The organism is Patulibacter defluvii, assembly GCF_034096925.1.
Taxonomy (GTDB): Bacteria; Actinomycetota; Thermoleophilia; order Solirubrobacterales; family Solirubrobacteraceae; genus Patulibacter; species Patulibacter defluvii.
This window is the reverse complement of sequence record NZ_JAWZSQ010000034.1, coordinates 26,312-43,044: the sequence shown is the minus strand read 5'-3', so window position 1 is coordinate 43,044 and position 16,733 is coordinate 26,312. Positions and strand designations below refer to the sequence as shown.

Here is a 16,733-nt window from a genome sequence, read left to right as displayed (position 1 = left end):
GCCGTCGCCGAGCGCCGCGCCCGCGCCGCCCGCCGGACCGCCGCCAAGCGCCGCCGCAGCGCCCGCGCCTGGGCCGGCCGGCCCTGCGCCCGCGACGGCCGCCAGCCGCTCGGCGCCTGGACGAGCTTCGCCAACCACGGCACGGTCGTGAAGTCGGAGTACGGGCTCTACAGCGCCGACCACGGCGGCGTCGCCGCCCAGCAGCTGGAGGCGCGGATCCGCGCCGCCGCCGGCGTCCCCGCCGACCAGACCGTGATCGCCGTCTACGGCAGCGCCGACCAGGGCGACCAGTCGGCCGGGCTCGACCACAGCGGGCCGGCCGGCGCCGACTTCGTCGGTCGCGCCGAGGGCGACGCGATGTTCCGCGCCTGGCAGCAGGCGGGGGCGGGGCTCTCGCCGACGCCCGAGCTGACCACCCGCTGGACCCGCTTCTGCTTCTGCGGCCGGGCCACCAGCGACGGCGGCCGGGTGGCGACCAAGCCGGTCATCGGGCTGCCCTTCCTGACCGGTTCCGAGGAGGGACGCGGGCCGCTCTACGACGCGCTCGGCGTGCCCTTCGAGGGCGTCCGCGCGCCGTCGTTCGACGGCGTCCAGGGCAACAAGGTCGGGGTCCCGATCGGCGAGTGGTCGAGCGCCTGGCCGATGGCGCTGGTGCGGGTCGGCGACGGCGCGATCGTGACCGTCCCCGGCGAGCCCACCGTCGGCGTCGGCGAGCTGCTGAAGGACGCGGTCCTGACCACCACCCGCCCGGCCGGCGTCCGCCGCGCGGTCGTCGCCGGGCTGGTCAACGACTACTTCAACTACGTCACGACCCCGGCCGAGTACGACCTCCAGCAGTACGAGGGCGGCTCGACCGTCTTCGGCCGCCACCAGGGGATCTTCCTCAAGGACCGCGCGACCGAGCTCGGCCAGGCGCTGGCCGGGCGGCCGGTGACGCTGGAGCAGGTGGCCTACGACGCCTCGAACGGGGTCCGGCCGAACGGCCCGGCCTACGCGGCGGGCGCGGCCAGCGGGCGGATCGTCGCCCAGCCGTCCGCGATCCGCCGGCTCGGCCACGCGACGCTGGAGTGGGAGGGCGGCCCGCGCGGCGCCGACCTGCCCGTCGACCGCGCGTTCCTGACCGCCGAGCGCCAGGACGGCGACCGCTGGATCGCGGTCGACAACGACCTCGGCAGCTCGTTCGCCTGGACCGTCGACGACGGCGGCCGCTACCGGGCCACCTGGGAGCCGCCGGTCAACGCGGTCACCGGCCGCTACCGGCTGGTGGTCAGCGCGGCCCGCTACCGGCTGGTCTCGGCGCCGTTCGCGGTCTCGGTCAGCGACGCGCTCGAGGCCCGGCCGCACGCGGCGCCGGCGGGCAAGGTCGCCGTCCAGGTCGGCTTCCCCGTCGCGCGGGTCAACGTCGACCTGACGGCGCGGCCGTCGATCCTGAGCGGCGGCAGCGTCCGCTTCCGGGTCGGCGGGCGCGACGTCGAGGCCCCGATCGGCCGCGACGGCGTGGCCGCGGTGACGGTCCCGGCCGGCGGCCGCGCGACGATCCCGGCGGGCGCGATCCGCGACGCCGACGGCAACGTCAACGGCCGCGAGGCCGGCTTCAACGAGGGAGCGACCCGATGACCCGTCCGATCCGCCCCGGCCGGCGGGCGGCCGCCGTCGCCGGGGCCTGCGCCGCCCTCGCCGCCGGGGCCGGCCCGGCCGCGGCCGCCGCTCCCGGGACGACCAGCGTCTTCGCGCCGATCCCGGCCCCCGGCTTCCCGGCCCACGCCTACGTCCATCCCGACGGCCGCGTCTACGAGGGCACCTACGTCAACCACGGCGCCGCCGGCGTCCCCTCGAAGGTCTTCGAGTTCTCGTCCGCGGGCGGCGCGCCGACCCGCAGCTGGACGATGACCGGGCAGGAGACGGGCGAGGGCGAGCACGGCGTCCAGGTGGCCACCAGCGACGCCCAGGGACGGCTGCTGCTGCTCGACCGGCGGCCGGCGCGGGCGCTGCTGCTGGACCGCGCCAGTGGCCGCACCAGCGAGTACGCCCGCTTCCCCGACCTGCGGCCCTGCGGCACGGTGGCGCTGGGCGAGGACTGCGAGCCGGGCGGCGACGAGCGGCCGATGCCGAACTACGCCGCCTGGCTGCCGGACGGCTCGCTGCTGGTCACCGACTACCTGCAGGACGTGATCTGGCGGGTGCCGCCCGGCGGCGGCACGCCGCACGTCTGGCTCGGCGTCGGCGCCCGCTCGTCCGAGGAGTACGGCTACGCCGGGATCGTGCTCTCCGCCGACCGCCGCACCGTCTACGTCACCCAGGCGTCGAACTTCGGCAGCACCGCGGCGCCCGACCCGACCCAGGGCAAGCTCTACGCGATCCCGCTGCTGCCCGACCTCGAGCCGGGCACCCTGCGGACGGTCTGGACCTCGACCGGGATCCTCGATCTGCCCGACGGCTTCGCGATCTCGCGCGCCGGCAACTTCTACGTCGCGCTGGTCGGGCTGACCGCGCAGGTGGTGAAGCTGGGGCCGCAGGGCCAGGAGCTGGCCCGCTTCGGGGCCCCGATCCTCGGCCTCAACGACTCGCCGATCGCCTTCGACTCGCCCTCGAACGCGCGCTTCCTCGGCACCCGGATCCTGGTCGCCAACCAGAGCGCGATCTTCGGCAACGCCGGCAACCAGGCGATCCTCGCCGTGGAGACGGGGGAGAGCGGCCAGCCGGAGTTCGTCCCCGCCGGCGCCGGCAGCCGCCCGGCGCCGCCGGCCCCGCCCGCGCCCCCGGCGCCCGCCGCCGTGCCGCGGCTGCGGGTGACCGCCAGCCCCGCCGCCCTCCGCGCCGGCCGCCGCAGCGTCGTCCGGCTGCGGGTGACGGCGGTCGTCGACGGCGCCCGCCGCGGCGTCGCGCGGGCGACCGTCCGGATCCAGGGCCGGCGGCTGCGCAGCGACCGCCACGGCCGGCTGCGGCTGACCCTGGCGCCGCGTCGCGCCGGGCGGATCCGGATCGTCGTCACGGCCCCCGCTCACCGCAGCGGCCGGGCCGTCCTCCACGTCCGCGGCTGACAGCTCTCCCGGCGAGCCGCGACGGCCGCCCCGCCCGCTCTGCTGACACACCGGAGCGGGCGGGGACGGCAGCTCAGCCGGGACGCCGCTCCGTCAGCCGCAGCCAGACCTCGGTGCGGGTCGGGAAGGCCGGCACCGCCTGGTCGAGCACGGTCAGCGGCACCCGCCCGGCGACCGCGACCGTGGCCGCGTGCAGCTGCTCGGCGACGCCGGCGCCGACGAAGGTCGCACCGACCAGGATCCCCGCCGCTCGGTCGACCACGAAGCGGGTGGTGCCGCCGGCGCCCTTGCCGACGAAGCTGGCACCGGCGTTGCCGTCGGAGGGGACGTCGATCGCCTCGGCGTCGATCCCCGCCTCGCGCGCCGAGTCGAGGGTGTGGCCGACCGCCGCCACCTGCGGCTCGGTGAAGGTCACCCGCGGGCTGCGGAGGCCGTCCGGCTCGTGCTCGCCGAGCGCGGCCGCCTCGTCGCCGAGGATCCGGGCGCTGACGATCCGCGCCTGGCGCTTGCCCTGGTGGGTCAGCAGCGCGCGGCCGTTGAGGTCGCCGACGGCGTAGAGCCAGTCGCGGCCGCCGACCCGCAGCGCCTGGTCGGCGGCGACGAAGCCGTGGTCGTCGGGCGCCACGCCGACCCGCTCCAGCCCGAGGCCGTCGCTGTTCGGCCGCCGCCCGGCCGCGACCAGCAGCTCGTCGCCGGTGACCGCCTCGCCGCCCTCCAGGGTCACCGTGACCCCGTCGGCGTCGCGCGAGGCCGACGCGATCCGGACCCCGACCCGCACGTCGACGCCGTGGGCGCGGAGCCCGTCGGCGACCTGGGCCGCGGCGTACGGCTCCTCCTTGGCCAGCAGCCGCGGGCCGCCCTCGAGCAGCGTCACCTTCGCGCCCAGCGACGACCAGGCCAGCGCCAGCTCGGCGCCGATCGGCCCGCCGCCGATCACGACCAGCGTCCCGGGGACGGTCTCGGCCGTGGTCGCCTCGCGGTTGGTCCAGCCGCAGGCGTCGGCCAGGCCCGGCACCGGCGGGATCGAGGGGGCGCTGCCGGTAGCCAGGATCACGGCCCGGCGGGCGACGATCCGCTCGACCGGCCGCTCGTCGTCGGCGTCGTCCAGGATCTCGACGATCCGCTCGCCGGCCAGCCGCCCGTGGCCGCGGATCAGCCGCACGTCGCGCTCCTCCAGCCACGGCAGCTGGGCGCTGTCGTCGAGCTCGTGGATCACCTCGTCGCGGCGGTCGAGCACCACCTGCGGGTCGATCGTGCCGCTGAGCAGCTCGCGGACGCCGGGCACGCGGCCGACCTCGTCGAGCAGCTCGATCGGGCGGACGAGCGCCTTCGACGGCATGCAGCCGTAGTACGAGCACTCGCCGCCGACCAGCCGCGGCTCGACCAGGACCACGTCGAGCCCGGCCTCGCCCAGCTGCCCGGCGGCGACCTCGCCGGCCGGACCGGCGCCCAGCACCACCACGTCGGCGTCGCTCTCGTGCACGGGTTGCTCCTCTGCGGTCGGGGGCGCCGGGCGCGGGGCCCGGCGGGACGGCGACCGGCCGCCCGCGCCCATCCTTGCGCGTCGGCCGCCGCGGGGCGAGGGGACGGGCGATCGGCCCGTCCCGCCCGTCGCTCGCGGGCTACTTCAGGCCGCGGAACGTGGTCCAGGTCCGGCGCGAGCCGCCGGTCGCGGTCTGCAGCCCCGACTTCCACATCTCGCCGGCCGAGGTGGGGTCGCGCAGCTGGTACCAGAGGAAGCTCCGGACCTTCTGCTTCTTGGCGATCGTCCAGGCCCGCTTCAGGTAGGTCGACGCCTTCGAGGTCGACAGCTTGTCGCTGCCGGCGGTCTTGTACGCGAACTCGGTCAGGAAGATCCGCCCGGCCGCCTTCGACGAGATCCGCTTGCTCTTGGCGGCCTTCTTCAGGTCGGCCTTGGCGTAGCCGAGGTTGGCCTGGGTCCAGTCGTCGCGGTCCTTACGCTTCTTGCGCGGGTCGGCCTTGAAGTCGTAGGTGTGGAGCGAGACGCCGTCGGCCTTGACCTTGTAGGTCGAGGTCTTGCCCTTCGGCTTCCAGTTCGAGCGCAGGCCGAGCACCTCGCGGACGAACGTGCCGGCGTCGGTCGACTGGCCGTAGGGGTAGTTCCTCGACTTCGCGCGGTCGTACGGCAGCAGCTCGCCGAACAGCACCTGGGCCTTCGGGTCGACGGCCTTGATCTGCTCGTAGGCGGTGTTGTGGATCTTGCGGTAGACGGTGCCGGCGCCGCGCTTGGGGATGTGGCGGAACCAGTTCGGCTCGTTCAGCGGCGCGTAGTAGCGCGTCAGCGGCAGGTCCTTCAGGCCCTCGGCCAGTGCCCGGATGTAGCTGCGGTAGGCGCTGACGCTGATCTTCGAGGCCGCGGTCGGGCCCTTCTTGCGCCGCGGGTTGAACGACTCGTCGCCGGAGACGTTCGGCGAGACCTCGATCGCGGTGACGCCGCTGCCGCTGGCCGCCGCCTGCTGGGCGAAGGCGCGGATCGCGGCGATCTGGGCGCCGTCCGGCACGCTCGCCTGGCCGTCCCAGCGGGTGTTGAAGCGGACCAGGCGGACCTTCGCCTCCTTCGCCGCGCTCAGGAAGGCCGGCGTCAGGCCCGGCTCGTTGACGGTCATCTGCTGGTCCTGGAGGCCCTTGAGGACCGCGGCGGAGGCCGGGCTCGCGGGGGTCAGGGCCAGGGCGGCCGCAGCGGTGCTCGCCACGGCGGCCGTGGTGCGGATACGGGTCATGTGCTCCTCGTCTGGTGGGGGACGGACGTGGAAGAGGACCCCCGGGCCGGGCCCGGGGGTTCTCCAACTACGACACGCGAGGAGCGCGAAGGGTGCGGTCGGCTACCGCAGGCCCTTGAAGGTGGTCCAGGTCGAGCGGACGCCGCCGTCGCGGGTCTGGAGGCCCGACTGCCACAGCTCCTCGGTCGAGACGGGGTCGCGCAGCTGGTACCAGAGGAAGCTCCGGACCTTCTGCTTCTTCGCGACCGTCCAGGCCTTCTTCAGGTAGCTGTTGGCCTTCGAGGTCGAGAGCTTGTCGCTGCCCGAGGTCTTGTAGGCGAACTCGGTCAGGTAGATCCGGCCGGCGGCGGTCGACGACAGCCGCTTGGTCTTCGCCACCTTCTTCAGGTCGGCCTTCGCCCAGTCGAGGTTGGCGTGGACCCAGGCGTCGCGGCCGCGGGTCTTGGTCTTGCGGCTCGGGTCGGCCTTGAAGTCGTAGGTGTGGAGCGAGACGCCGTCCGCCTTGACGGTGTAGCTGGCGGTCCGGCCCTTGCCCTTCCAGCTCGACGTCAGGCCGAGCGCCTCGCGCACGAACGCGCCCGGGTCGGCCGACTGGCCGTGGGGGTAGCTCTTCGACTTCGGCCGCGCGTACGGCAGCAGCTCGCCGAAGAGGACCTTGGCGCCGGGGTCGGTCGCCTTGATCTCCTCGTAGGCGATGTTGTGCAGCCGCCGGTAGAGGATCGCGCCGCCCCGCTGCGGGATGTGGCGGTACCAGTTGGGCTCGTTGATCGCCGAGTAGAAGCGGGCGACGGGGACGTCCTTCAGCGCCGTCGCCAGCGCCCGGATGTAGGCCCGGTAGGCGGTCTCCGAGATCTTCTCCGAGGCCTTCGGGCCCTTGCCCTTGCCCTTCGGGTTGAAGGAGGCGTCGCCGGAGATGTTCGGCGCGACCTCGATCGCCCCGATCCCGGCGGCGGCCGCCTTGGCCGCGAACGCCTTGATCGCGGCCACCTGGCCCGCGTCCGGCACGCTCGACTGGCCGTCCCAGCGGGTGTTGAAGCGGACGAGGCCGACCTTGGCCTCCTGCGCGGCGGTCAGGAAGGCCGGCGTCAGCGCCGGCTGGTTGACCGTCATCTCCTGGTCCTGCAGGCCCTTCGTCACCGCCGCCGAGGCGGGCAGGGCGGGCGCCAGCAGGGCGGCCGACGCGGCAGTGGTGGCCAGGGCGAGCGCGGCTCGGTTGCGAGTCATGTGGTCCTCGTCTGGTCGGATGGGGATCCGGATCCGGGCGCGGCGGCACGACGGCCGGCGGACCGGACCCGCGGTGTGGCGCACGGCGGTCTCGGCACGGATCGCCGGGGCCCCGTGGGGCCTCCGGGCGCGACGGTCAGCCACTGTAGCGACCGCTCCCCGCCGCCGGTGCAGGTTCCCTGCCGCCCCGATCCCGCCGTCCGTCCGGGCCGCGACCGCGGTCGCTGGTGGGGGTGCGGCGGCGCGAGCTAGCCTGGGTGGATGGCCCCCGATCCCTCAGCCGAGGCCCACGCGTCGGCCGCCGTCGTCGCCGCCGACGCGCTCGGCGTCTTCGTCCGCGCGATGTCGGGGCTGGAGCAGGCGACGCCCGACAGCGCCACCTTCTGGGACCGGATGTGCGAGGCGGTCTGCGGCACCGTCCAGGTCGACCGCGCCGTGCTGCTGCTCTACGACGAGGGCCGCCGGCGGGTGCGGCCGGTCGGCGCCCACCGCTTCGACGGCGACCGGATCCGGCCCGAGGGGGTGGGGATCGAGGACGCGCCGCTGTCGCGGGTCGCGCTCGAGCAGGACCGGGTGATCGACACCCTCGACGACAACGCCCGCGAGGCCGGCGTCTCGCCCGACCTGGCGAACCTGCCCGAGGGCGACCTGGCCTACGTCCCGATCATCGCCGGCGGCTTCTGGTACGGCGTGATGGTGGTCGAGCACAACAACGGCGAGCCGCTGCCGAGCGCCGACCGCGACGCGCTCTGGATCGCGGGAAAGGTGGTGGCGTTCGCCGCCGAGGCCCGCCGCGCGACCCGCGCCCAGGAGCACGCGCGGCAGCTGAGCGCGCGGCTGCTGCTGGCCCGCCAGGTCCACGAGCAGGTGATCCAGCGGCTGTTCGGCGTCGGTCTGGTGCTGGCGTCGGCCGAGCCGCTGGAGGGCGAGGGCCGCGAGCGCGCGCGGATGGAGGTCGAGGCCGCCCAGGCCGACCTGCGGCAGATGCTCCACGGGCCCGAGCTGCACGTGGCGCCGCCGACCGCGCTGCGGCTGTGGGAGGAGATCGAGCGGCTGCGCCGGGCCCACGACTCGATCGAGCTGGTGTCCGACCTGGAGGGCGGGGTCGCGGTGCCGCTGGCCTTCGAGTCGCTGGCCCAGTCGGTGCTGGGGGAGGCGGTCCGCAACGCGCTCAAGCACGGCCGGCCGACGGTCCTCCACGTGTCGCTGCGGCGCCGCGGCGAGGACGCGATCGCGCTCACGGTCGACAGCGACGGGGCCGAGAACGGCGAGGCCGGGCGGCCGAGCGGCGGCGGTCTGGGGCTGCGGCTGGCGGCCGTCGAGGCGCTCCAGGCGGGCGGTCTGCTGGAGTTCGGGGCGCGGGGAGAGAACGGTTGGCGGGTGCGGCTGCTGCTGCCCGTCGAGGAGCACGAGGTCGAGGAGGACCACGAGTGACGCGCGAGGTGGGACGGACGACGGTGCTGCTGGTGGACGACCACGACGTCGTCCACTGGGGTCTGCGGTCGCTGCTCTCCAGCCAGTCGTGGGTGGCGCGCTGCCTCAGCGCCCGCAACGGCCAGGAGGCGGTCGAGCTGGCCCGTCGCTATTCACCGCACGTGGCGCTCGTCGACCTGTTCCTCGGGACCGAGTCGGGGGCCGAGCTGTGCGAGCGGCTGCGCGAGGCCGAGCCGCGGACCCGGGTGCTGCTGCTCTCCGGCGCCGGCCGGATCTCCGCCGCCGCGGCCAAGGCGGCCGGGGCCTCGGGCTTCGTCCCCAAGGACTGGCCGGCGGCCGACGTCTGCCGGGCGGTGCTGGCGGTCGCCTCGGGCCGGACGGTCTTCGACGGCGCCGCGGCCCCCGCGACCCCGGCCGGGCTGAGCCCCCGCGAGCGCGAGATCCTGGAGCTGATCGCGACCGGCGCCACCAACCCCGAGATCGCCCGCACCCTCCACCTCTCGCCGCACACGGTCAAGGAGCACACCAGCTCGCTCTACCGCAAGCTCGAGGTCCGCAACCGCGCCGAGGCGGTCCAGGCGGCCAACCGGCTGGGGCTGAGCTAGCCCCGCGAAGGGGCGTCGACCCACCGCCGCACCACCACCGCCGGCGGACCGCCGGCGACGGCCAGCGCGCCGACGTGGCCGGCGCCGAGGGCCAGGTCGATCACCGTCCAGTCCGCCTCCGCGGCCAGCCGCTCCGGCCGCGGCTGGGGGCGCAGCCCGGTCGGCGACGCCGCGAACCCGAGCTCGTCGAGCGGCACCCGCACGCCGCAGCCGACGCCCTTCAGGTAGGCCTCCTTGCGGGTCCAGCCCTGGAGGAACGCCGCCCGCCGGGCCCGCTCGTCGGGCAGCCCCTCGAGCGCCCGCCGCTCGGCCGCCGTCAGGGTCCCGGTCAGCACCCGCCGGCGGGCGTCGAGGGCCTCGACGTCGACTCCGACCGCGCGCCGCTCCCCGCTCAGCGCCACCGCCAGCAGCCCGCCGGCGTGGCTCAGGTTGAAGCGCAGCGCCAGCTGCTCCTCGTCGGCCAGCCGCGGCTTGCCCTCGGGATCGGTCGTCAGCGCCAGCGACCCCGGCGGCCGGTCGAGCGCCGCGCCCAGCAGCGCCCGCAGCACGGTCCGCGTCCGCCGGTAGCGGTGCGCCGCCCGCGCCGCCGTCAGGCCCTCCGCGTGCCGCCGCTCCTCGTCGCTGAGGCTCGCCGCCGCGCCGTCGTCGACCGCCACGTCGAGCGCGGCCAGCCAGACGACGACCGTCGCGGCGGGGGGAACGGAGGCGTCGAGGGCGGGCATCGGGGTCGCGGCGGAGGCTCGCAGAGACGGCCGGGCGGCACCACGCGCGGGCCGCCGGTGGACATCCTGTCTGACGGAACGCCGGCCCCGTCGGGCACGTTCGTCCCGCTGATCCGGGGCTTACGGCGGGCCCCCGCGGATCGCCCCCCGGTGAGGGGGTGGCGGCCCCCGGCGGATGGCCGTCCCGCTCCGCGGCATGGCAGGCTGTCTGGTCGTGAGCGTCCCGACGGCCATCCTCCTCCCTGGGCAGGGCACCCCGATGGAGGGGGCCGGCGACGAGGTCGCGCGCCTCCGCCCGGACCTGCACGCCGCGGTGATCGAGGCGGTCGGCGAGGACCCGTTCCCGCGCACCGGCGAGAGCACCCGCTTCGCCCAGCCGGCGATCGTCGCCTCGTCGCTGGCCCGCCACTCGGCCCTCGACCTGCCCCGTCCCGACGCCTACTTCGGCCACTCGCTGGGCGAGATCGTCGCCCTCGCCCTCGGCGGGGCGATCGACGAGCTGGCCGCGCTGCGGCTGGCCGCCGCCCGCGGCGCCGCGATGGCCGACGCCGACCCCGAGCGGCTGGGCTCGATGGCCGCCGTCCGCAAGGGCGGGATCGACGAGGCCCGCGCGCTGGCCGAGGCCCACGAGCTCGTGATCGCCTGCGACAACGCACCCGGCCAGGTGATCATCGCCGGCCGGATCAGCGACCTCGACGCCGCCGCCGAGACCGCGAAGGCGAACGGCAACCGCGTCCGCCGGCTCGACGTCGCCGGCGCCTTCCACTCGCCGCTGATGGTGCCGGCCACCGCCGGGCTCCAGGCCGCGATCGACCAGGTCGAGTTCCGGGCGCCGCACACCGCCGTCTGGTCGGCCGTCACCGCCGCCCCGGCGACCGATCCGGCCCGGCACCTGATCGACGGCCTCACCAACCCGGTCCTCTTCCGCCCCGGGCTGCTCGCCCTCCACGAGGCCGGGATCCGCCGCTTCGTCGACGTCGGCCCCGGCGACGTGGTCGCCGGGCTCGCCCGCCGCACCTTCCCCGAGGCCGAGTTCGACGGCGACGCCGCCGTCGCGGTCGAGGTTCCCCAGCTCGCGACCGAGGGCGAGGCCGCCCGTGCCTGAGACCAGCCCCTCAGCCGCCCGTCCGCGGCGGATCGCCCCGCTCGGGATCGGCTCCGCGCTGCCCGAGGCGGTCGTCACCTCGGCCGAGATCGAGCAGCGGCTGGGCCTGGCCCCCGACTGGCTCGTCTCGCGGACCCACATCAAGCAGCGCCACATCCTCGGCGAGGGCGAGCGGATCACGGACTTCGCGCTCCGGGCCAGCGAGCGGGCCCTGGCCGACGCCGGGATCGACGGCGGCGAGGTCGACCTGGTGATCGCCGCCTGCCTGATCAGCGACGACATCGCGCCCTCGATGGCGGCCGTCGTCTCGTCGCGGATCGGCGACGGCCACGCGGCGAGCTTCGACATCTCGACCGGCTGCAGCGGCTTCGTCGCCGCGGTCACCACCGCCACCGCGATGATCGAGTCGGGCCGCTTCCGGACCGTGCTGGTGGTCGCCGCCGAGGCGATGAGCCGGCTGACCAACCGCAGCGACAAGGCGACCGCGGGCCTGCTCGGCGACGGCGCCGGGGCGATCGTCCTGCGGGGGATGGACGACGACGGCGTCGGCCGCGTCGGCCCGTCGGTGATGGGCTCCGACGGCGCCAGCGGCGGCACCGTCCGGATCGCCACCGAGCACCCCTCGGTCTTCGACGACGGCGAGTTCGGCGAGGGCATCCCCTACGCGTTGCAGATGAACGGCTTCGACACCTACAAGGTCGCCGTCCAGCACTTCGAGCAGACCGTCCGCGAGACCGCCGCCGCCGACGGCGTCGCGCTGGAGGATCTCGACCTGATCGTCCTCCACCAGGCCAACGGGCGGATCCTCGAGGCGGTCCGCAAGCGCTTCGGCCTGCCCGAGGAGCGGATGGCCAGCTCGGTCGCCAACCACGGCAACACCTCGGCCGCCTCGATCGCGCTGGCGCTGGCCGACGCCCGCGCCGAGGGCCGCGTCGTCCCCGGCACCCGGCTGCTGCTGGCCGGCTTCGGCAGCGGCCTGGCCTGGGCCGGCATCACCATGACCTGGGAGGGCAGCGCGAACGGCCGCTGAGCCGTCGCGCTGACCCCGACACCCCCGACCACGACCCCGACGAGGCGATCGCGATAGCTGCCAAGCCGTTCACCTGGCCCCCCGCCAAGCCCGAGGACGGCTGCGCCGTGGTCACCGGCGCGTCCGGGGCGATCGGCTCGGCGACCGCCCGCGCGCTGGCCGCGGACGGCTGGCCGGTGGTGGTCCACTACGGCGGCAACGCCGAGAAGGCCGCGGCGGTCGTCGCCGCGATCGAGGCCGACGGCGGCCGCGCGACCGCGATCGCCGCCGATCTGGCCGATCCGGCCGCGCCCGAGCAGCTGCTGACCGCCGCCGCCGAGCAGCTCGGCCCGGTCCGGGTGCTGGTCAACAACGCCGGCATCACCCGCGACAACCTCGCGCTCCAGATCAGCGACGAGGACTGGCAGCAGGTGATCGACGTCGACCTCAGCGCCGCCTTCCGGCTGGTGCGGGCGGCCCTCAGCCCGATGATCCGCGGCCGCTGGGGCCGGATCGTCAACGTCTCCTCGATCATCGCGCTGAAGAACAACCCCGGCCAGGCGAACTACGCCGCGGCGAAGGCGGGCCTGCTCGGCCTGACCCGCTCGGTCGCCTCCGAGGTCGCCCGCCGCAACGTCACGGTCAACGCCGTCGCTCCCGGCTTCATCGAGAGCGAGATGACCGACGGCCTGCTGGAGGACCTGGTCGGCCACATCCCGACCCGCCGCGCCGGCCAGCCGCAGGAGGTCGCCGCCGCGATCCGCTTCCTGGCCTCGCCCGAGGCCTCCTACGTGACCGGCTCGACGCTGGTCGTCGACGGAGGGCTCGGCGCCTGACCCGACCCCCCGGACGGCGGTACGCCGAGGCCCCGACCCCCCGGATGGCGGTACTCCACGACGGCCGCCGTGCCGGGCCCCCGGGCGCCCGTGTACCCCTTGCAGCACCCGAACTTCTCGAAGCACCCGCAACCAGACCGCAGGAGAACCACAACGTGTCCACCGTCACCCGTGAGGACGTCGAGGCGCTCGTCCTCAGCTCGCTCGAGGAGCTCGGGGCCGAGGCCGACGCCCTGAGCCCGACCGCCACCTTCGAGGACCTCGACGTCGATTCGCTCGATCTCGCCGAGCTGTCGCAGATCGTCGAGGAGAAGTACGCCGTGAAGCTGCAGGGCGAGGACGTCGCCAAGCTGCGCACGGTCGAGGACGCCGTCAACCTGATCGTCGAGCGCGCCGCCCAGTGACCGCGGCTGCGATCACCGGGATCGGCGCCGTCACCCCGCTCGGGGTCGGCGCCGACGCGCTGTACACCGGCTGGACCGGTGGTCGCAGCGGCATCGTCGACGGGCAGGGCGCCTGCCTCGACTTCGAGCCGACCGACTTCCTCTCGCGCAAGGAGGCCCGCCGCGCCGACCGCTCCAGCCAGCTGCTGCTGGTCGCGGCCGACGAGGCGCTGGCCCAGGCCGGCTGGGGCGCGCCGGGCGACGAGCTGCCCTACGCCCCCGAGCGGATCGGCTCGATCATCGGCTCGGGGATCGGCGGGTTCATCACCCTGACCGAGAACCACAAGGCGATGCTCGAGGGGCTGCCGGTCTCGCCGCTGGCGATCCCGCTGCTGATGGCCAACGGGCCGACCGGCCAGGTGGCGCTCCGCCGCGGCCTGCTCGGGCCCAGCTGGGGCACCGTCAGCGCCTGCGCCGCCGGCGCCCACGCGATCGCCTCGGCGCTCCGCGAGCTGCGCGCCGGGACCGTCGACGCGGTCGTCACCGGCGGCACCGAGGCGGCCCTGGTCGACCTCGCCCGCGCCGGCTTCACCGCGATGACGGCGCTCTCGCCGACCGGCCAGTCGCGGCCCTTCCACGTCGACCGCGACGGCTTCGTGCTCTCCGAGGGCGGTGCCGCGCTGGTCCTGGAGGACCCGGAGAAGGCCAAGGCCCGCGGGGCCGAGATCCTGGGCTACGTGCTCGGGGCGGGCTCCTCGCAGGACGCCCACCACCTGAGCGCGCCGACCCCCGACGGCTCCGGCGCCTCGCGCGCGGTGACCCAGTCGCTGGCCGACGCCGGGATCGCCGCCACCGACGTCGACTACATCAACGCCCACGGCACCGGCACGCCGCTGAACGACCGGTCGGAGACCGGCGCGATGCACCTCGCCCTCGGCGAGCACGTCACGCGGATCCCGATCTCGAGCTTGAAGTCCGCGATCGGCCACACGCTCGGCGCCGCCGGCGCCGTCGAGGCCGTCGCGACCGTGCGCGCGCTCCGCGACCGCGTGGCGCCGCCGACGCTGAACCTCGACCAGCCGGATCCGGAGCTGGATCTGCTGCACGTCGTGGGGGAGCCGATGCCCCTGCGCGAGACGAACGGGCGGGCGCCGATCGCCCTCTCGACGTCGTTCGGGTTCGGCGGCCACAACGCCTGCATCGCCCTGGGGGGCAGCTGACCATGAGTGGACGGACCGGGATCCCCGCCATCTTCGCGCGTGACAGCGCGCCGCCGGCGGGCGCCGGCGAGCGCGTCGCGCCCGGTGCCGTCCTGACCCCGCGGGAGCGGCTCGAGGCGCTCTGCGACCCCGGCTCGCTGCGCGTGATCCGGACCGCGGTGCGCTCGCCCGCGCTGGGCGAGAAGGCCCGCGCCGGTGACGGCGTGGTCGCCGGCCTCGGCACCGTCGCCGGCCGCCCGATCGCCTGCTTCGCCGAGGACCAGACGCTGCTCGGCGGCAGCCTCGGCCAGCGCCACGCGGAGACGATCGTGCGGCTGCTGGAGATGGCCGAGGACGCCCGGATCCCGGTCGTCGGCTTCATCGCCTCGGCCGGCGCCCGGCTCCAGGAGGGGCTGGAGGCGCTGGCCGGCTACGGCCAGATCTTCGCCGCCCTGACCCGGCTCTCCGGCCAGGTCCCGCTGATCTCGGTGATCTGCGGCACCTGCGCGGGCGGTGGCGCCTACGCGCCGGCGCTGACCGACATCACGATCATGACCCGCGAGTCGGCGATGTTCCTGACCGGCCCCGGGGTCGTGCAGGAGGTCACCGGCGAGCGGATCAGCGCCGACGACCTCGGTGGCGCCGAGGTCCAGGAGCGCAACGGCGTCTGCCACATGGTCGCCGAGGACGACGGCGAGGCGGTCGGGATGGCCCGCGAGCTGCTCGGCTACCTGCCGCAGAGCTCCGACGACCACGCCCCGCGCGCCCGCCCGGTGCCGCCGCCGGCCTTCGACCCCTCGGCCTTCGTGCCCGACGAGCAGCGCAAGGCCTACGACGTCCGCGACGTCGCCGCGGCGATCGTCGACGGCGGCCGGCTGCTGGAGATCGCCCCCAAGTGGGCGCCGAGCGTGGTCTGCGCCTTCGCCCGGATCGACGGCCGCTCGGTCGGGATCGTCGCCAACCAGCCGAAGCAGATGGCCGGCACGCTCGACGCCGAGTCGGCCCAGAAGGCGTCGCGCTTCGTCCGCTGGTGCCACCTGTTCGGCGTCCCGCTCGCGGTCCTGGTCGACACGCCCGGCTTCCTGCCCGGCAGCGCCCAGGAGGGCGGCGCGGTGATCCGCCACGGCGCCAAGCTGGTCCACGCCTTCGCCGAGGCCGACGTGCCGAAGGTGACCGTCGTCCTGCGGAAGGCGTTCGGCGGCGCCCAGATCGCGATGAACAGCAAGGCGCTGGGCGCGACGATGGTGCTTGCCTGGCCGACCGCGCTGATCGGCGTGATGGGCGCGGAGCAGGCGGTCGGGATCACCGGCCGGCGCGAGATCGCCGCCGCCGACGACCCGGTCGCGAAGAAGGCCGAGCTGGCCGCGGAGTACGCCGCCGAGCACCTGACCGCCGAGGGCGCCGCCACGCTCGGCGTCGTCGACGAGGTGATCGACCCGGCCGCCACCCGCGACCGGCTGGTGTGGGCGTTCTCGGCGCTCGACCGCGCGCCGCGCCGCTCGCAGCGCGCCCGCAACATCCCGCTGTGAGCACCGGCCGCGCTACCGCGGCGGCCTCCGTCTCCGACCGTCCCGATCCCGACCCTCCGAGGACCGCGTGAACGCTCCCGTGCCCTCCGGCCTGCTGGCCGGCCACCGCCTGCTGATCACCGGCGTCATCACCCGCGACTCGATCGCCTGGCACGTCGCGGCCCGCGCCCAGGAGGCCGGGGCCGAGGTGCTGCTGACCGGCTTCGGCCGTCCGCGGCGGCTGACCGAGCGGGCGGCGAAGCAGCTGCCGACCCCGGTCGACGTGCTCGAGCTGGACGTCAACCGGCCGGAGGACCTGGCGGCGGTCGCGGCCGAGATCGACGCCCGCTGGGACGGGCGGCTCGACGGCGTGCTGCACGCGATCGCCTTCGCGCCCTCGGACGCGCTCGGCGGGAGCTTCCTGGAGACCCCGGCCGAGTCGGCCAAGACCGCCTTCGAGACCAGCGCCTTCTCGCTCAAGGCGCTGGCCGCCGCGCTGCTGCCGGCGCTGGCCAAGGCCGAGCACGGCGGCTCGGTCGTCGGGCTCGACTTCGACGGCCAGGTCGCCTGGCCGATCTACGACTGGATGGGCGTGGCGAAGGCGGCCCTCGAGGCCACCAGCCGCTACCTGGCGCGCTACGCCGGGCCCCAGGGCGTGCGCTCGAACCTGGTCTCGGCCGGCCCGCTGGAGACGATCGCCGCCCGCGGCATCCCGGGCTTCAACACCCTCGCCGACGGCTGGAACGCCGGCGCTCCGCTGGGCTGGGACACCGGCGACCCGACCCCGACCGCCGACGCGATCCTGTTCCTGCTCTCGCCGCTCGCGCGCGCGATCACCGGCGAGGTGATCCACGTCGACGGCGGCGTCCACTCGGCCGGGCCGGTCGGGGCGGGCCCGGCCCCGGGCGCCGACGAGTCCTGACCCG

15 protein-coding genes are annotated in these 16,733 nt (G+C 75.7%); 11 read left to right on the top strand and 4 right to left on the bottom strand.

All coding sequences use genetic code 11. The features are described 5' to 3' along the window. Nucleotides 1–1,617 (top strand): neutral/alkaline non-lysosomal ceramidase N-terminal domain-containing protein (locus SH587_RS22980; protein ID WP_320672998.1); only part of this gene is annotated, 1,617 nt, incomplete at its 5' end. After that, nucleotides 1,614–3,041 (top strand): SMP-30/gluconolactonase/LRE family protein, encoded by a 1,428-nt coding sequence (locus SH587_RS22975; RefSeq protein WP_320672997.1) that lies wholly within the window; start codon nucleotides 1,614–1,616, stop codon nucleotides 3,039–3,041. The genes SH587_RS22980 and SH587_RS22975, both read left to right, overlap by 4 nt. 73 nt (nucleotides 3,042–3,114) lie before the next feature. Here SH587_RS22975 and SH587_RS22970 read toward each other — a convergent pair whose 3' ends face one another. The 3 genes from SH587_RS22970 to SH587_RS22960 form a co-directional block, all read right to left on the bottom strand. Then, nucleotides 3,115–4,524 (bottom strand): dihydrolipoyl dehydrogenase family protein, encoded by a 1,410-nt coding sequence (locus tag SH587_RS22970; RefSeq protein ID WP_320672996.1) that lies wholly within the window; start codon nucleotides 4,522–4,524, stop codon nucleotides 3,115–3,117. Nucleotides 4,525–4,663: 139 nt separating this feature from the next. After that, nucleotides 4,664–5,782, bottom strand: coding sequence for a hypothetical protein (locus tag SH587_RS22965; RefSeq protein ID WP_320672995.1), 1,119 nt, complete (start codon nucleotides 5,780–5,782; stop codon nucleotides 4,664–4,666). 102 nt (nucleotides 5,783–5,884) lie between these two features. Further along, a complete protein-coding gene (locus tag SH587_RS22960) occupies nucleotides 5,885–7,006 on the bottom strand; it encodes a hypothetical protein (protein ID WP_320672994.1) in 1,122 nt (373 codons plus the stop codon). A gap of 261 nt (nucleotides 7,007–7,267) precedes the next feature. Between SH587_RS22960 and SH587_RS22955 the strand changes: the two genes are divergently transcribed. Together SH587_RS22955 and SH587_RS22950 are read left to right on the top strand one after the other, a co-directional pair. Next, the gene (locus SH587_RS22955; RefSeq protein WP_320672993.1) at nucleotides 7,268–8,440 is read left to right on the top strand and encodes a sensor histidine kinase; all 1,173 of its coding nucleotides are present in this window, start codon (nucleotides 7,268–7,270) and stop codon (nucleotides 8,438–8,440) included. After that, a complete protein-coding gene (locus tag SH587_RS22950; protein WP_320672992.1) occupies nucleotides 8,437–9,045 on the top strand; it encodes a response regulator transcription factor in 609 nt (202 codons plus the stop codon). The genes SH587_RS22955 and SH587_RS22950 overlap by 4 nt, the downstream gene beginning before the upstream one ends. On the opposite strand, the gene SH587_RS22945 is transcribed toward SH587_RS22950, so the two are convergent. Continuing rightward, complete coding sequence (locus tag SH587_RS22945; RefSeq protein WP_320672991.1) at nucleotides 9,042–9,767, bottom strand: 4'-phosphopantetheinyl transferase family protein; 726 nt, start codon at nucleotides 9,765–9,767, stop codon at nucleotides 9,042–9,044. The genes SH587_RS22950 and SH587_RS22945 overlap by 4 nt on opposite strands. Nucleotides 9,768–9,981: 214 nt before the next feature. Between SH587_RS22945 and SH587_RS22940 the strand changes: the two genes are divergently transcribed. The 7 genes from SH587_RS22940 (at nucleotide 9,982) to fabI (ending at nucleotide 16,729) form a co-directional block, all read left to right on the top strand. Continuing rightward, nucleotides 9,982–10,872, top strand: a complete 891-nt coding sequence (locus SH587_RS22940; protein WP_320672990.1) for an ACP S-malonyltransferase — start codon at nucleotides 9,982–9,984, stop codon at nucleotides 10,870–10,872. Continuing rightward, entirely contained in the window at nucleotides 10,865–11,902 is a 1,038-nt protein-coding gene (locus tag SH587_RS22935) for a 3-oxoacyl-ACP synthase III family protein (protein WP_320672989.1), read from the top strand. Before SH587_RS22940 ends, SH587_RS22935 begins: the two co-directional genes overlap by 8 nt. Before the next feature lie 107 nt (nucleotides 11,903–12,009). After that, on the top strand, nucleotides 12,010–12,717 hold the full coding sequence (fabG, locus tag SH587_RS22930) for a 3-oxoacyl-ACP reductase FabG (protein ID WP_320672988.1): 708 nt from the start codon (nucleotides 12,010–12,012) through the stop codon (nucleotides 12,715–12,717). A 155-nt stretch (nucleotides 12,718–12,872) separates the two neighbouring features. Then, nucleotides 12,873–13,121: a phosphopantetheine-binding protein gene (locus SH587_RS22925; RefSeq protein ID WP_007578610.1), complete on the top strand. Its 249-nt coding sequence runs from the start codon at nucleotides 12,873–12,875 to the stop codon at nucleotides 13,119–13,121. Beyond that, nucleotides 13,118–14,320, top strand: a complete 1,203-nt coding sequence (locus SH587_RS22920) for a beta-ketoacyl-[acyl-carrier-protein] synthase family protein (protein WP_320672987.1) — start codon at nucleotides 13,118–13,120, stop codon at nucleotides 14,318–14,320. The genes SH587_RS22925 and SH587_RS22920 overlap by 4 nt, the downstream gene beginning before the upstream one ends. Nucleotides 14,321–14,322: 2 nt before the next feature. Next, nucleotides 14,323–15,828, top strand: a complete 1,506-nt coding sequence (locus SH587_RS22915; protein ID WP_320672986.1) for an acyl-CoA carboxylase subunit beta — start codon at nucleotides 14,323–14,325, stop codon at nucleotides 15,826–15,828. A 67-nt stretch (nucleotides 15,829–15,895) separates the two neighbouring features. Then, nucleotides 15,896–16,729: an enoyl-ACP reductase FabI gene (fabI, locus tag SH587_RS22910; protein ID WP_320672985.1), complete on the top strand. Its 834-nt coding sequence runs from the start codon at nucleotides 15,896–15,898 to the stop codon at nucleotides 16,727–16,729. The last annotated feature ends 4 nt before the right edge of the window (nucleotides 16,730–16,733 follow it).

Coding starts and splice junctions, on each gene's coding strand:
- SH587_RS22975 (WP_320672997.1), top strand. CDS start 1,614: ATGACCCGTCCGATCCGCCCCGGCCGGCGGGCGGCCGCCGTCGCCGGG.
- SH587_RS22965 (WP_320672995.1), bottom strand. CDS start 5,782: ATGACCCGTATCCGCACCACGGCCGCCGTGGCGAGCACCGCTGCGGCC.
- SH587_RS22960 (WP_320672994.1), bottom strand. CDS start 7,006: ATGACTCGCAACCGAGCCGCGCTCGCCCTGGCCACCACTGCCGCGTCG.
- SH587_RS22955 (WP_320672993.1), top strand. CDS start 7,268: ATGGCCCCCGATCCCTCAGCCGAGGCCCACGCGTCGGCCGCCGTCGTC.
- SH587_RS22945 (WP_320672991.1), bottom strand. CDS start 9,767: ATGCCCGCCCTCGACGCCTCCGTTCCCCCCGCCGCGACGGTCGTCGTC.
- SH587_RS22915 (WP_320672986.1), top strand. CDS start 14,323: ATGAGTGGACGGACCGGGATCCCCGCCATCTTCGCGCGTGACAGCGCG.